This is a genomic window from Rathayibacter sp. VKM Ac-2879 (assembly GCF_015351245.1).
Taxonomy (GTDB): Bacteria; Actinomycetota; Actinomycetes; order Actinomycetales; family Microbacteriaceae; genus Rathayibacter.
Map to the genome: position 1 here is coordinate 498659 of NZ_JADKSO010000002.1, position 15954 is coordinate 514612.

Consider the following 15954-nt stretch of genomic DNA (forward strand, 5'->3'; position numbering starts at 1 on the left):
CGAAGGGCTGGAAGCTCCTCCACAGGGGCCGTCGAGGCACGATGTGGCGCCTTCCTGGCCGGCGCCCTCGGCACTGTCGGCGGTGATTGACATACTCGAACACATGTTCGAATATGGGCAGATGAGCCCCTCCTCCCCCTCAGTCTCGGCCGAGACGATCGCGGCCACAGAGCCCCTGCTACGGCAGCTCTCGGCGGTGAAGGAGCTGCAATCGCGCATCCGTGGCATGCAGGCGAGCACCCTCGAGACCAGAAGCCTCGCCACACTGCCTGCTCTTGCCTCAGTTCTCCCGGGCGGAACCCTCAAGCAGGGCGCAGCCTATGCGGTCACGGGGTCGATGAGCCTCGCGATGGGTCTGCTCGCCGGCCCCTCCTCCCAGGGGTCATGGTGCGCCGTGGTGGGGGTGCCCGATTTCGGAGCCGAGGCCGCAGCAGAGTGGGGGATCGATCTCGGACGCCTCGTCCTCGTGCCGGCACCCGCCGAGCACTGGCTCACCGTCACCGCCGCACTGGTCGATGTGCTGACAGTCGTGCTCACCCGTCCTCCCTCCTCGGTCTCACCGGCCGACGTCTCGCGACTGGGTGCGCGGCTGCGTCAGCGCGGGGCTGCTCTGATCGTCTTGGGCGACTGGCCACAGGCCGAGGCCAGGCTCAGCATCCGCAGCAGTCGCTGGGAGGGGCTCGGGGCCGGCCACGGCTACCTGCGCACCAGGGAGGCTCTCATCGACGTCGTCGGCCGCTCCGGCACCCGGGCCCGAACCGCCCGCATCACCCTGCCGAGCGGCGACGGGGCCTTCGACGCCTTCGACCAGCGCACCCCTCTGCATGAGCGGGCGGTCTGAGATGACGAGCACGTCCGAACTACGCCGGACCATTCTCGTGTGGTGCCCCGACTGGCCTGTCCTCGCCGCCGCCACCGAGCTAGGACTCGACGATCAAGCACCGCTGGCCCTCACCGAAAAGAGCAGGGTGTTCGCCTGCTCACCCACGGCTCGATCCGAGGGTGTGCGGCGGGGGATGCGGATCCGCGAAGCCCACTCCCGCTGCACCGGTCTCACGGTCCTCCCCTACGACCCGGTGCTCGACCATCGGGCGTTCGAGCCCTTCGTCCAGACACTCGAAGAGATCACACCGGGCGTCCAGCTGGTCCGGCCAGGCCTTTGCGCGATTCGCGCGCGGGGGCCTCGTCGCTATTACGGCAGCGAGGAGTCGGCCGCGGAAGCGATCCTGAGCCGCCTCGCCGAGCTAGGGGTCGCAGACGCGCGCATCGGGATCGCCGACGGCCTGTTCGCCTCCGAACTCGCCGCCAAGCACTCCGGAGCGCCCCTCTCGGTGGTCCCCTCTGGCGAGGCGGCCCGCTTCCTCGCACCGCTCCCCCTCGACACTCTCGAGACCGAGACGGTCGGCCCCCATTCCGGCCCTCCCGGCCGCGGAGAGGATCTCGTGTTCCTGCTCCGACGCTTGGGCGTGCGCACCCTCGGCGCCCTCGCCGCGCTCCCCCGCGAAGACGTCGCCGCCCGATTCGGGCCCGACGGAGCCCGGGCACATCTCCTCGCGGCGGGGCGAGAGACAGAGACGGTCATCCCCCGCCTGCCTCCGGAACGACTCGACCGTTCGCTCGAGTTCGAGCCTCCCCTGGACAGGATCGATCAGGTGACCTTCGCCTTCCGCGTTTCCGCGGAGGAGTTCGTCGCCCGGCTCACCCGCGCACAGCTGGTGGTGACAGCACTTCGTATCGAGGTCGCGAGCGACCGCGGAGATATCTCGTCGCGGAGCTGGCTGCACCCTCGCTGGTTCACGGCGGGTGACGTCCTCGACCGTGTGCGCTGGCAGCTCCAGGGCAGCGGGGCGATCGACGCCGGCCTCCGCTCGCCGATCGCTCGGATCGCCGTCATCCCCGAAACGGTGGACGCGATCGGCCATCACGAGGAGGGGCTTTGGGGCACGGCACCCGAAGAGCGCGTCCATCATGGAGTGAGTCGTGTGCAGAGCATGCTCGGTCACGAGAGCGTCGTGACGGTAGCGATCGCCGGAGGCCGAGCGCTACGGGAACGCCAGCAGCTGATCCCGTGGGGCGACCGCGAACCGGGCGACTCCCGCCCTCGTGCGCGTCCCTGGCCGGGGTCGCTGCCTCCTCCGTTGCCGCCGACCGTCTTCGCCGAGCCCCCCTCTGTCCTGGTCCGAGGACCGGACGGAGAACGCGTCGCAGTCGACGAACGGGGCTCTCTGAGCTCGATCCCCTCCTTTTTCACGTCAGAGGGCTCCTCGTCCCGGCTCGAGCCCATAGCAGCCTGGGCCGGGCCGTGGCCCATCGACGAACGGTGGTGGGATCCCCACACCGCGACACGCTACGACCGTTTCCAGGTGGTCGACTCCACGGGAGTCGGCTGGCTGCTGCTCTGCCTCGACGGAGAGTGGGCGGCCGAGGCGCGCTACGACTGACGACCACCGGCGCCCTCTCAAGGACGGCTTCGCCCCCGGACTGCACGAGACACCGACCGCACGACGAGAGAAAGAGACCCGCATGGGCTGGAACAACCCTCCGATTCCCTGGTCGGAGTTCGAGCGCCGCCTCTCCAGCGGCAGACGGGCCGACGGCTCGATCATCCGCGGCGACGGTGGCGACAGCCCAGCATGGTCGCACAAGCGGCCGGCGTACATCCCGGACGGAGACGTCCGACCACCCGACCAAGCGGTGCCCTACGCAGAGCTCCATGCCCACTCCCACTTCAGCTTCCTCGACGGTGCAAGTCGCCCCGAGCAACTGGTCGAGGAGGCGGTACGCCTCGGCATCGACACCCTCGCGCTCACCGACCACGACGGTCTGTACGGAATCGTCAGAATGGCGGAAGCCGCGCACAACCAGGGAGTGCGTACCGCTTTCGGAGCAGAGCTCTCCCTGGGCCTGAGCGCACCGCAGAACGGCGTCGCCGATCCCGAAGGCTCACACCTGCTGGTCTTGGCCCGCCGCGAAGAGGGATACCACCGCCTTGCGAGGGCGATCACCGCTGCACAGCTCGCGGGCGCCGAGAAGGGCAAGCCGAGCTACGACCTCGACGAGCTCGCTCGAACCGCCGGCGGCCACTGGATCGTGCTGACGGGCTGCCGTAAAGGCGCCGTACGCCGAGCCCTCGCGACGGTGGGCGAGTCCGCCGCCGAAGCCGAGGTGCGCGAGCTCGTGCGCCTGTTCGGCGCAGAGAACGTCCTCGTGGAGCTCTACGACCACGGAGATCCGCTCGCCTCCCTGCACAACGACTTGCTCGCGGGGATCGCCAGACGTCTCCGCCTCCCTCTGGTCGCCACCGGCAACGTCCACTACGCGCGACCTGAGGAACGCCCGCTGCAGACCGCACTCGCCGCGGTTCGCGCGCGACGCAGTCTCGACGACATGGACGGCTGGCTGCCCGCCTCCGCAGGCGCTCACCTCCGCTCCGGTGCCGAAATGGCAAAGCGCTTCGTCCGCTATCCGGGCTCGGTCGAGAACACCGTCCGGGTGGCTGACGAGATCGCATTCGAACTCGGCCGCGTGCGTCCCGGTCTCCCCCAGCAGGAAGTACCTCCGGGTCACACCTCGATGAGCTGGCTGCGCGAACTCGTCCGCGCAGCGGTCCCCTCCAAATATCCTCTTGCCGACGACGAGGTGCTCGCTCGCCTCGACAAAGAGCTCGCGGTGATCGAGGAGAAGGACTTCCCCGGGTACTTCCTGATCGTGCACGACATCGTCCACTTCGCCAAACGCAACGGGATCCTGTGCCAGGGGCGGGGCTCGGCGGCGAACTCGGCCGTCTGCTACGTGCTGGGGATCACCGCCGTCGACTCGATCTTCTACGAGCTGCCCTTCGAACGGTTCCTCTCGAGCATTCGCGATGAAGAGCCGGACATCGACGTCGACTTCGACTCCGAACGACGAGAAGAAGTGATCCAGTACGTCTACGCCAAGTACGGCCGCCTGAACGCGGCACAGGTCGCCAACGTGATCACATACCGGCCCAAGTTCGCCGTCCGCGACATGGCCAAAGCACTCGGATACAGCCCGGGACAGCAGGACGGCTGGTCGAAGCAGGTCGAACGCTGGGGCTCGATCACGGAGAGCACCGATCACGACATTCCCGAGGACGTCGTCACCCTGACCACGCGTGTGCTCGGCGCCCCTCGCCATCTCGGCATCCACTCCGGAGGGATGGTCCTCACCGACCGACCCGTGGGCGAGGTCTGCCCTATCGAGCCCGCACGAAAAGAAGGGCGGACCGTGCTGCAGTGGGACAAGGACGACTGCGCATGGATGGGCCTGGTCAAGTTCGATCTGCTCGGGCTCGGGATTCTCGCCGCACTCCAGTACACATTCGACCTGGTCGCCGAGCACGTCGGCGAGAAGTGGGACCTCTCGACGATCCCGCGCGAGGAGAAAGGCGTGTACGACCAACTGTGCCGTGCTGACTCCATCGGGGTGTTCCAGGTCGAGAGCCGAGCTCAGATGGGCACCCTTCCGCGCTTGCAACCTCGACGTCTCTACGATCTGGTGATCGAGGTCGCCCTCATCCGTCCCGGCCCGATTCAGGGCGGTGCCGTACATCCCTACATCCGCCGCAAGCTCGGTCAAGAGCCGATCACGTACCAGCATCCGCTGCTGGTGACTCCGCTCAAACGCACCCTCGGCGTGCCGCTCTTCCAGGAGCAGCTCATGCAGGTGGCGGCGGCCGTCGGCGACTGCACCGCGGAGGACGCCGATCTCTTGCGACGCGCCATGGGCTCCAAGCGCGGTACCGAAAAGATCGAGACGTTGCGGGAAGGCCTCTACGAGGGCATGGCGCGCAATGGCATCACCGGAGAAGTCGCGGACGACATCTACCTGCGGATCCAGGCCTTCGCCAACTTCGGCTTCACCGAGAGCCACGCCATCAGCTTCGCCATGCTCGTCTATGCCAGCGCCTGGCTGCGGCTGCACTATCCCGCCGCGTTCACCGCGGCGCTGCTGCGTGCACAACCAATGGGCTTCTACGCGCCGCACACCCTGGTCGCCGATGCCCGACGGCACGGGGTACGGGTCGAGTCGCCGGACGTCAATCGCTCCCTCCCCCACCCCTGCCTCGAGGGGCGCGAGACGGACCCCACCCCACGTCCCGGTGGGGCGCCCTACGGACATGACGAGTGCCTTCACGCCGACCAAGCCCCTACCGGGGACTTCGACCGCTCCGAACCCTTCAGCACCGACGACCACCGCCGAGACAGCGGCTTCGTGATCCGACTCGGTCTGGCCGGAGTGAAGGGCATCGGCGCGGCGCTCGCCGAGCACATCGTCGCCGAGCGCGAGCGGGGAGGTCCCTATGCGAGCATGGCCGATCTCTCACGACGGGCCGGGACGAACACGACTCAGCTCGAAGCGCTCGGCGCGGCAGGGGCATTCGACTCCCTCGGCCTCGACCGCCGCCAAGCCCTCTGGGAGGCGGGCAGCGCGTCCGCCGACCGCGAGGAGTTCCTCGCCGGCTCGACCGTCGCGGTGCAGCCTCCGCTGCTCCCGATCCTGTCGCCCCAGGAGCGGGTCATCTTCGACTTCTGGGCCACGGGGATCTCCCCCGACGACCATCCTCTCCGCCACCTCCGCGAGCGGCTTCACGACCGAGGCACGTGTTCGACTGCAGAGCTCGCGATCGTTCCTCCAGGAACCCGGGTCGAGGTCGGAGGGGTGGTGATCCACCGCCAACGTCCCTCCACAGCCGGCGGAGTGACCTTTCTCAACCTCGAAGACGAGCACGGCATCCTCAACGTCATCTGCTCTGTCGGAGTATGGAACCGGTACCGCCGCATCGCCCGAGAGGCGCCCGCTCTCCTCATCAGGGGGGTACTCGAGCGATCGGAGGAGGGGGTGACCAATCTCCTCGCCGACAGGTTCGAAACCCTCGCCATCGGCGCACGCACCACCTCCCGTAACTTCCGCTGACCGGCAACCGCCGACCTCCCGCACCATCAGAGAGCGAGACCATGATCCCCCTCGACGCCACGGCTCCCGCCGCACTGACCGACACCCCCCTCCTCGACGACGCCGAGTTGCGCGAACGGGTCGCCTCCCTCATCGGGCCGGCCTACCGACGATCGCTCTGGCCGATCTTCCTCGACCGAGAGGGCTATCAGCTCCCGATCCTCTACCCGGTAGACGGGCTGCCGGTGCATCCCGACGCCGAGAAGACCGAACGCATCGTCGCAACACTCGCGAAGGCAGTCGCCCACCGTGACGTGGGCTCGCTCGCCTTCGTCCTCGAGAGACCAGGGCGCGCCTTCCTCGGAGAGACGGACCGGGTCTTCTCCCGCCACCTCGCGGCCGCCTGCCACCGCCGGGCCATCCCGCTCCGCGCCCTGCTGCTCGTGCACGACGAGGGAGTCAGGATCGTGGCCACGACGGAATACGCCAAGACCACGGCCTGAGGGCGACCCGACCGATCAGACGGAGGTGGAGAGCGTGATCACCAGCGACGACCCGCCGAGCTCCGCCTCGGTGTCGCCGGGCCACGCGGCGAACTCGCCCGCTCCCAACAGCGACTCCGTCACCGGGGGAATCGGCACCCGGACAGAGGAGGAACCCACATTGACCGCGATCGTGACGCGACCCCGGCCGAGCGTGAGCCAGCGTCCCTCCTCGTCGAACTCGACCCGTACCGAGCCGAACCGCGGATCCGTCAGCTCCGGGAAGCGCCGGCGCACAGCAGCGAGCTCCCGGTACAGGCTCAGGATTCGGGCGTGGCGCCCCTGCAGGGCCTCCGCCCAATCCAGACGTGAACGGAGGAATGTCTCTGGGTCCTGCGGGTCGGGCACGACGTCCGGGTCCCACCCCATCCGCGCGAACTCTTCGATGCGGCCCTTGGCCGTCGCCTCCCCGAGATCCTTCTCAGGGTGCGAGGTGAAGAACTGCCACGGAGTCGACGCGGCCCATTCCTCTCCCATGAACAGCATCGGGGTGAACGGTCCCAGAAGGGTCAGCGTCGCAGCGATTGCGAGGCGCCCCTCGTCGAGGGTGGCCGTGAGCCGGTCGCCGATCGCGCGATTGCCGATCTGGTCGTGGTTCTGGCTGCACACGACCAGACGCCACGTGGGCATCCGCTCGGTATCGACGGGACGCCCGTGGTGACGCCCGCGGAAGGTCGACAGCGTGCCGTCGTGGAAGAAGCCCCGCGTCAGCACCTTCGCGAGAGCGCCGAGCGAGGCGAAATCCTCGTAGTAGCCCGTGGTCTCACCGGTCAACGCGACGTGCACCGCATGGTGGAAGTCGTCGCTCCATTGCGCGTCGAGACCGTAGCCGCCCGCCTCCCTCGGCGTGATCAGGCGCGGATCGTTCAGATCAGACTCTGCGATCAGCGTGAGCGGCCGGCCGACATGCGCCGAGAGAACAGCCACCTCGGCCGCCATCTCCTCGAGCACGTGTACCGCACGCACGTCCGAGAGCGCATGGACGGCGTCGAGCCGCAAAGCGTCGACGTGGTAGTCGCGCAGCCACATCAGCGCGTTGTCGATGATGTACCCCCGCACGACATCCGAGCCCGCCCCGTCCAGGTTGAGAGAGCTACCCCAGGTGTTCGCCTTCTCGCTCGTGAGGTACGGGCCGTACTCCGGCAAGTAGTTGCCGCTCGGCCCGAGGTGGTTGTACACCACGTCCTGCACGACCCCGATACCTGCCCGGTGGGCGGCATCGACGAAACGCTGGTAGGCCGCCGGCCCGCCGTACGGCTCGTGGACCGCATACCAGAGCACCCCGTCATACCCCCAGTTGTGCGTGCCGTTGACCGCGTTCACCGGCAGCAGCTCGACGAAGTCGACACCGATCGAGCGCAGGTGCTCCAGCTTCCCCGCGGCCGCGTCGAGTGTCCCTTCGGGCGTGAAGGTGCCCAGGTGCAGCTCGTAGATCACGGCACCCGCGAGCTCACGGCCCGTCCACGATCGATCCGCCCACTCGTGCTCCGAGGGGTCGAAGGTGCGCGACAGCTCGTGCACACCGTCGGGCTGGCGACGCGAACGAGGATCGGGGAACGGGCCCCTGCCATCGATCCGATACCCGTAGTCGACATCGGGCGCGACCGGAGCCTCCTCCGGGGCCCGCCACCAGCCGTCCTCGTCGGCACGGCCCATCGCGAGGGAGGCGCCTCCCCCCCAGACGAGCTCGACGGCATCGGCCTCGGGCGCCCAGACGTCGAAGCGCTCGACTCCGGTGACGGGAAGGGCATAGCGGTAGGGAGTCGTACGGGTCACGGCGGTCTCCTGCGAGGGGTGGAAGGGTCGGTGGAGCGGCGCGTCGTCCGGTCAGGAGACCGGGGCGAGCAGAGCCACGGGGTAGTCGGCGAGGATCTCGGCGAGAGAAGTCATTCCACCCTCGAAGACCTGTCCTGTGAGCAGGTCCTCGACCGGATGTCCCGGCAGCAGGACGGCGGTGTCGCCCCAGCCTCCCGCCTCGGCGAGTCGAGCGGGCAGTCGGGTGGCGATCGTCAGGGCACCGCCGCGATCGAACGCGAGGGCATGCCGGGCCGCCCCGCCGAGGGCGGACACCGCGGCGTAGCGCGTGAACAGCTCCGGCCGGTCGCGGCGCAGCCGAAGCGCCCGCGAGGTCACGAGCAGCTTCGCCGCCCCCTCCGCATCGACGGCGGGTCTCCAGCCTCCGTCGATCCGTTCCAGCAGCGCTCGGCGCTCGGCGAAGTCGACCTCACGCCTGTTGTCGGGGTCCACGAGCGAGGTCTCCCACAGCTCACTGCCCTGATAGACGTCGGGGATCCCCGGCGCCGTGAGCTGCACGATCTTCGCCGAGAGGCCGTTCGACCAACCGGCGACCGCCACGCGCTCCACCGTCTCCTCCACAAGGCGGCGCACCTCCGGATGGTCGAAGGCCGCGTCGACCGCGGCATGCATCCGAGCCTCGAACGCCTCATCGGGAGCCGTCCAGCGGGTGGAGCTGCCGGCCTCGCGGGAGGCCTTCTCGGCGTACGCGTGGAGCCGCTCGCGCGACGCAGGCCAGGTCCCGACGATCGCCTCCCAGAGGAGGTGCTCGACCGGGCCGTCGCCGAATCCGACGAGCGCGTGCAACTCGCGCAGCGTGCGAGCCCACGCCTCCGGCTCCTCCGCCAGCGCGGTGATACGGGCGCGGGTGTCCTCGCCGCGCTTGGTGTCGTGCGTCGACAGCGTCGTCAAAGAGGCGGGGAACGACGCCTGACGCACGGCCTGGCGCCGGTGGAACTCGGCCAGGTCGATCGCGAACTCGTCCGGGTCTGCACCCACCTCGTTGAGCGAGGTCAGACGGCTAAAGCGGTAAAAAGCGGTATCTTCGACGCCCTTCGCCATGACCATGCCGGAGGTCTGCTGGAAGCGGACCGACACGGGTGCCCCCGTCTTCCCGAGTGCCGCCGCCACCTTCTCGATGGTCGCGGCGATGTCGGGGCGTCGGCGCGCGGCGTCGACCCGCGCGTGATCGAGGTGCTCGGCGCCATACGGGAGGTAGCTGCGATACACGGGGAACGTCGCAAGCAGCTCGGCAAGGGCGTCGTCGGCACCGTCGATCTCCGGCAACAGCCGTGCCAGGCGCAGCACCTCCGAGCGGAGGATGCCGTCGGCGATCCCTCGCTTGGTGTCGTGGATGAGGTCGGCCCACACGACCGGGGACCCGTCACCACCGAGCTCGGCGTCCAAACCCTCGAGCACCGGGCGGGCATCCGGGTCGACGAGGATCCGGTCGATGTCGGCGAGGGCGTCATAGCCCGTGGTGCCCACGGTCGCCCAATGCGGCGGAAGAGTCTCCTCGCCCTCGAGGATCTTCTCGACCCAGACCGGGGCTCCCCCGATCGCGCGGGCCAGATCGTCGAGGTATCCACCCGGATCGGCGAGCCCATCGGGGTGGTCGACCCGAAGGCCGTCCGCAAGTCCCTCGGTGAACCAGCGGATGATCTCGCGATGCGAGGCCTCGAACACCTCCGGACGCTCGACGGCGATGGCCGCGAGAGTGTTCACCGCGAAAAACCGGCGGTAGTTGAGCTCAGCGTCAGCCCGCCGCCAGTTGACCAGCTCGTAGCTCTGGCGCGCGTGTACCGCACGCCCGGAGTCGCCGGGCTCGACCGTGCCCGGCGCGATCGGCAGCCGATTCTCGTAGTAGTGCAACTCGTCGCCGACGACCTCGAGCGCATCGAGCTCGCTCTCGCTGTCTCCCTCGCTCGCACCGTCGCCGAGAAGAGGAACGCGCACCTTGCCGGCGCCCGCCGCCCAGTCGACGTCGAAGGCCGTGGCGTAGCGCGAGGAGCGCCCGTGCTTCAAGAGATCCCACCACCAGGAGTTCTCGCGCGGGGTCGCCACGCCCATGTGATTGGGGACGATGTCGATCAAGACGCCGAGCCCCTGCGCACGTGCGGCACGCGAGGCGTTCGCGAGGCCGGACGCTCCCCCGCGCTCCGGGTCGATCTCCGAGTGGTCGACGACGTCGTAACCGTGGTCAGAACCGGGCTCGGCCCGCAACAGGGGGGAGAGATAAAGCCAGTCGGCGCCCAGCACGCGCACGTAATCGGCGATCTGCGCCGCCTCATCGAGGTCGAATCCGGATCGGATCTGGAGTCGGTAGGTGGAAGCGGGCAGACGCACGTCAGGCTCCTGTCGAAGTGGCGGAGTCGGTCGACTCCGCATGAGGGCTGGTCAGGCCGGTCGAGGTCACGATCGGGATCGCCGACGTCGCGGCGAGCGAGGCGAGGGAGGCGGCGACCGAGTGGTCGACCTCGGGTTCGGGGGCGCTGTGCTCCTGCAGGATGACCAGCGACTTCGCCTGGACGGTGAGCATCGCACCCGCCGGGCGGGGGATCGAATCCGCCTCTGCCCCGGCCGTGTCGACGAGGACGCTCCACTGGATCGCGTACTCGTCACTCGGGATCGAGAACTCCACGTCCACGTCGTCGGCGTTGAAATACAGCAGAAAGCTATCGTCGACGACCGGTCGGCCGCGCGCATCGCGCTCACGGATCCCGTTGCCGTTGAGGTAGATGCCAACCGATCGGCCAAGACCAGAGTCCCAGTCCGACGGGGTCATCTCGGTCCCGTCGGCCTTGAACCAGACGATGTCGGGCAGCGGTTCACCGGTGCCGCGCAACACCGGACGGCCGTCGAAGAAGCGCATGCGGCGGAAGGTCGGGTGCTCGGCGCGCAGACGGATCAGCGCGGCCGTGAACTCGAGCAGCGGCCGGTCGGCGTGGACCCAGTCGATCCAGGTCAGCTCGCTGTCCTGCGCATACGTGTTGTTGTTGCCGTTCTGGGTGCGGCCGAGCTCGTCCCCGTGCAGGATCATGGGCACGCCCTGCGAGATCAGCATCGTCGCGAGGAAGTTGCGCTGTTGACGCGCACGGAGCCCGAGCACCCTCGGATCGTCCGTCGGCCCCTCCACACCGTGGTTCCACGAGCGGTTGTGCGACTCGCCGTCCTTGCCGTCCTCACCGTTGGCCTCGTTGTGCTTCTCGTTGTACGACACGAGGTCGCGCAGCGTGAAGCCGTCGTGCGCCGTCACGAAGTTGATGGAGGCGACGGGTCGCCGCCCCGAGCGCGCGTAGAGGTCGGCCGAGCCGGTGAGTCGAGAGGCGAACTCCCCCAGCGTCGACGGCTCGCCCCGCCAGAAGTCGCGCACCGTGTCGCGGTACTTGCCGTTCCACTCGGTCCACTGGGGCGGGAAGTTGCCGACCTGATAGCCGCCCGGGCCCACGTCCCACGGCTCGGCGATGAGCTTGACCTGGGACACCACCGGGTCCTGCTGCACGAGCTCGAAGAACGTCGAGAGCCGGTCGACGTCGTAGAACTCCCGGGCGAGCGCGGAGGCGAGGTCGAAGCGGAATCCGTCGACACGCATCTCGGTCACCCAATAGCGCAGCGAATCCATGATGAGCTGCAGCGCGTGCGGGTGACGCACGTTGAGGGTGTTCCCCGTCCCCGTGTAGTCCATGTAGTAGCGCTTGTCGTCGTCGACGAGACGGTAGTAGGCCTCGTTGTCGATGCCCCGGAACGACAGCGAGGGTCCGAGGTGGTTGCCCTCCGCGGTGTGGTTGTACACGACGTCGAGGATGACCTCGATGCCGGCGGCGTGCAGCGCCTTGACCATGCTCTTGAACTCCTGGACCTGCTGGCCCTGGTCGCCCGTCGAGGAGTAGGTGTTCTGCGGAGCGAAGAAGCCGATCGTGTTGTAGCCCCAGTAGTTCGAGAGGCCCTTCTCGATCAGGGTCGAGTCGTTGACGAACTGGTGCACCGGCATGAGCTCGATGGCCGTGATTCCCAGGTGCTTGAGGTGCGCGATGACCGAGGGGTGCGCGACTCCTGCGTAAGTGCCTCGCAGCTCCTCCGGGACGTCGGGATGGCTCTTGGTGAGACCTTTCACGTGGGCCTCGTAGATCACCGTGCTGTCGTAAGACGTGCGCGGGCGACGGTCACCCGCCCAGTCGAAGAACGGGTTGATGACGACGCCCATCATCATGTGGGGAGCGGAGTCCTCGTCGTTCGTCGAGTCCGGGTCGCCGAACGTGTACGAGAAGAGCGACTGATCCCAGTCGATCTCGCCGGCGACGGCCTTCGCGTAGGGGTCGAGGAGCAGCTTGTTCGGGTTGCAGCGATGCCCTGCAGCCGGATCGTAGGGTCCGTGGATCCGGAATCCGTAGCGCTGGCCCGGCTGCACCTGCGGCAGATAGCAGTGCCACACGTACGCGTCGGACTCCAGGATCTCGATGCGTGTCTCGGCGCCGTGCTCATCGAAGAGGCAGAGCTCGACGCGCTCGGCGACCTCGCTGAACAAGGCGAAGTTGGTGCCGCTTCCGTCGAAGGTCGCGCCCAACGGGTAGGCGGTTCCGGGCCAGGTCTCCACGAGACTCCTCAGGGGATCGGTCGCGGGCGATCCTGGGCCGACCGGCGTGCGGTCTGCGGATGCCCGACGTCGGGGGTGATGGTCCGTCACTTCCGTGCCGGACCGGCTGCCCATTTTAGCGAGCGTCTCTCGTGCGTTCCCGACCGGTCAGCGCTCATCGCGCTTCCCTCCTCCGGCGACCTCCACCGGCGGTCGGAGCCGCCGTCCGGACGGCCCCGACACCGCGTCAGCGGTCAGGACGTTCCAGTGGGGCACCCTCGAACAGTACGGTCGAGGCGGCGGGGGGCGTCAGGGCTGGCGCCATGCCGTGTCCATCGGGTAGAGCACGTGTCAGTGCGAGCCGAGCCGCCGCCGCAACAGATCGATGCGCGCCTGCAGCTGGGTGACGCTCGCCTGGGCGACGGCAGGGCCTCCGCAAAGCCGTCGAAGCTCGGTGTGCACCTGGCCGTGGGTCTCGCCGGTGTTGCGCGCCCAGAGTCCGACGAGCGAATTGAGGAGGCTGCGCTGCTCTTTGAGCGTGCGATACAGCGGAGCGGGTATCTCGCTCTTCGCTGCCGCCGGCGCGCCGGCCCGCGCGCCGGCGCGCTTAGCCTGGCGCTGCTGACGATGCTGCAGCAGCTCGCGCACCTGATCCGGTTCGAGCAGCCCCGGCAGGCCGATGAAGTCGAGCTCCTCCTCGCTCTCGACCTCCACCTCCATACCGAACTCGGCGCCCTCGTACAGCACCCGATCGAAGGTCGCGGCGGAGCCGAGCGACTCGAAACGCCCGTCCTCGAGCAGCTCCGACGAGGCCTTCTCGCTGCGCTCGGCGTCGGCCATCAGGTCGGCCTCGGGGTACTCGTCGTCGTCCGAGGTCGTGCGATCGAGGGCGTGGTCGCGCTGCAGCTCCATCGAGCTCGCCAGCGCGAGCAGGCCGGGCACATTCGGGAGGAACACCGAGGCCGTCTCGCCGCGCCTCCGGGCACGCACGAATCGGCCGATCGCCTGCGCGAAGAACAGCGGAGTGGACGCCGAGGTCGCGTACACGCCCACCGCGAGCCGCGGCACGTCGACTCCTTCCGACACCATGCGGACGGCGACCATCCAGCGCGAGGTGTCCCGGGCGAACTGTTCGATGCGGTCGCTCGCCTCCTTCTCATCCGAGAGGACGACCGTCACCGGCTCGCCGCTGATCTCGCGGAGCATCGACGCGTAGGCGCGTGCGCTGTAGTGGTCGGTCGCGATGACCAGGCCGCCTGCATCGGGGATTGCGCGCCGCACCTCCGACAAGCGCGTGTTGGCCGCCCGCAGCACGGAGGGGATCCACTCGCCCTGGGGATCGAGGGCGGTCCGCCACGCCTGGGCGGTGATGTCCTTCGTGTTTCCTTCACCGAGACGCGCCTCCATCTCGTCGCCAGCCTTCGACTTCCACCGCATCTGACCGGCGTAGACCATGAAGAGCACGGGACGAACGACACCGTCGGCGAGGGCCCGCCCGTAGCCGTACGCGTAGTCGGTGAGCGAGGTGCGGATGCCCTCGTCGTCGGGCACGTAGCTGACGAAGGGGATGGGCGACGTGTCAGAGCGGAACGGCGTCCCGGTGAGCGAGAGCCTCCGAGTGGCGGGCTCGAAGGCCTCGCGCACGGCGTCGCCCCAGCTGAGCGCATCGCCCGCATGGTGCACCTCGTCGAGGATCACGAGCGTGCGCCCCGAGAGCGTCATCTCGCGGTGCAGCTCGGCGCGCACCGCGACCTGCGCGTAGGTCACCGCGACGCCGTGGTAGTGCCGAGCGTGGCGACCCATCCGGTTCGTGAAGGTGGGGTCGAGCCGGATCCCGACCCGGTGCGCGGCCTCGGCCCACTGTCGCTTGAGGTGCTCGGTGGGCGCGACGACCGTGAGGCGGTCGACGGTGCGGTTGTGCAGGAGCTCGGCGGCGAGGCGGAGCGCGAACGTCGTCTTTCCGGCGCCCGGTGTCGCGGCGGCGAGGAAGTCACGCGGCTCGTGCTGGAAGTAGGCCTCAAGCGCCTCGGCCTGCCATGCCCGCAGCTTGTCGGCGGTGCCCCACGGAGCCCGCCCCGGGAACGACGGAGACAGGTGCTCGGCAGCGGAGATGCCGACCTGATGACCGAAGCTCGAGGGACTGTTCACGTGGATCGAATCTAGCCGAGGCCCCCGACACGCGGCGGGGCTCCGCGGGCCCACGCGGACTGCCCCGGCGTGTCGGAGGGCGTCCGGTCTTCCCCGCGTCCCCCTCCGCTGCGCTCGCATCGCGGGAGCACAGGATCGCGGGAGCACAATGGAGCAATGGTCGAACAGCGTCATCCGTGGTCCCGCTACGTCGCCCTGGGCGACTCGTTCACCGAGGGGATCGGGGATCCCGAGCCCTCGAGCCCCGGTGGCCACCGCGGCTGGGCGGACCGGGTCGCGGAGGTTCTCGGGTCGCAGAACGACGACTTCGCCTACGCGAACCTCGCCGTGCGGGGACGTCTCCTCCAGCAGATCGTCGACGAGCAGGTCGGGCCGGCGCTCGAGCTCCGGCCCGACCTCATCACCATCTCGGCGGGAGGCAACGACGTGATCCGACCCGGCACCGATCCTGACGACATCGCGGCACGCTTCGAGTCGGGCCTGGCGAGGCTGCGCTCCGACGGAGCCACCGTCGTGCTCTTCACGGGCGTCGACGTGGGCTTCTCCCCCGTCTTCAACCGCATCCGGGGCAAGGTCGCGATCTACAACGAGAACCTCCGTGCTCTCGCGAAGCGCTACGACTGCATCGTGGCCGATCAGTGGTCGCTCCAAGAGATCCAGGACGTCCGGATGTGGGCGCCCGACCGGCTGCACCTCAATCCGCACGGCCACCACGAGGTGGCGCGGATGGTGCTGGAGGCTCTCAACGTCGAGAACGGCCTGCGCCCCCTCGCCCCGGAGCCCGTGCCGGCGCGCACGTGGCGCGCGGCCCGCACGGAGGATCTGCAGTGGGCTCGCGAGTACCTCGTGCCGTGGGTGCTCCGCCGCGTGCGGCACCAGTCCTCGGGCGACTTCATCACGGCGAAGCGCCCGTCCGCCCAGCCGTGGCGCACGGCAGAAGCGGCCGCAGCAGGAGCAGACGCCAGCATTCCGGGCACGCCC

At 68.9% G+C, this 15954-nt stretch carries 8 protein-coding genes and 1 pseudogene; 5 read left to right on the forward strand and 4 right to left on the reverse strand.

Annotated elements, in window-relative coordinates; genetic code table 11:
• The first annotated feature begins 103 nt into the window (after nucleotides 1-103).
• The 4 genes from ITJ45_RS07350 (at nucleotide 104) to ITJ45_RS07365 (ending at nucleotide 6419) form a co-directional block, all read left to right on the forward strand.
• Nucleotides 104-841 (forward strand): hypothetical protein, encoded by a 738-nt coding sequence (locus tag ITJ45_RS07350; RefSeq protein WP_228493609.1) that lies wholly within the window; start codon nucleotides 104-106, stop codon nucleotides 839-841.
• Between the two features lies 1 nt (nucleotide 842).
• Nucleotides 843-2441: a DNA polymerase Y family protein gene (locus ITJ45_RS07355; protein WP_194608122.1), complete on the forward strand. Its 1599-nt coding sequence runs from the start codon at nucleotides 843-845 to the stop codon at nucleotides 2439-2441.
• Nucleotides 2442-2523: 82 nt separating this feature from the next.
• Nucleotides 2524-5937, forward strand: a complete 3414-nt coding sequence (locus ITJ45_RS07360; RefSeq protein ID WP_194608120.1) for an error-prone DNA polymerase — start codon at nucleotides 2524-2526, stop codon at nucleotides 5935-5937.
• Between the two features lie 41 nt (nucleotides 5938-5978).
• A complete protein-coding gene (locus ITJ45_RS07365; RefSeq protein ID WP_194608118.1) occupies nucleotides 5979-6419 on the forward strand; it encodes a hypothetical protein in 441 nt (146 codons plus the stop codon).
• Between the two features lie 15 nt (nucleotides 6420-6434).
• Here ITJ45_RS07365 and treZ read toward each other — a convergent pair whose 3' ends face one another.
• The 4 genes from treZ to ITJ45_RS07385 all read right to left on the reverse strand — a co-directional run bounded on the left by treZ (nucleotide 6435) and on the right by ITJ45_RS07385 (nucleotide 14973).
• The gene (gene treZ, locus ITJ45_RS07370; RefSeq protein WP_194608116.1) at nucleotides 6435-8234 is read right to left on the reverse strand and encodes a malto-oligosyltrehalose trehalohydrolase; all 1800 of its coding nucleotides are present in this window, start codon (nucleotides 8232-8234) and stop codon (nucleotides 6435-6437) included.
• 51 nt (nucleotides 8235-8285) lie between these two features.
• Nucleotides 8286-10598: a malto-oligosyltrehalose synthase gene (gene treY / locus ITJ45_RS07375; protein WP_194608114.1), complete on the reverse strand. Its 2313-nt coding sequence runs from the start codon at nucleotides 10596-10598 to the stop codon at nucleotides 8286-8288.
• A 1-nt stretch (nucleotide 10599) separates the two neighbouring features.
• Nucleotides 10600-12846 (reverse strand): glycogen debranching protein GlgX, encoded by a 2247-nt coding sequence (gene glgX / locus ITJ45_RS07380; RefSeq protein ID WP_194608112.1) that lies wholly within the window; start codon nucleotides 12844-12846, stop codon nucleotides 10600-10602.
• Nucleotides 12847-13176: 330 nt separating this feature from the next.
• Complete coding sequence (locus ITJ45_RS07385; protein ID WP_323742894.1) at nucleotides 13177-14973, reverse strand: DEAD/DEAH box helicase; 1797 nt, start codon at nucleotides 14971-14973, stop codon at nucleotides 13177-13179.
• A 156-nt stretch (nucleotides 14974-15129) separates the two neighbouring features.
• Between ITJ45_RS07385 and ITJ45_RS07390 the strand changes: the two are divergent.
• Nucleotides 15130-15900: pseudogene (locus ITJ45_RS07390) on the forward strand (SGNH/GDSL hydrolase family protein); the annotation flags it as partial.
• Nucleotides 15901-15954 lie beyond the last annotated feature (54 nt).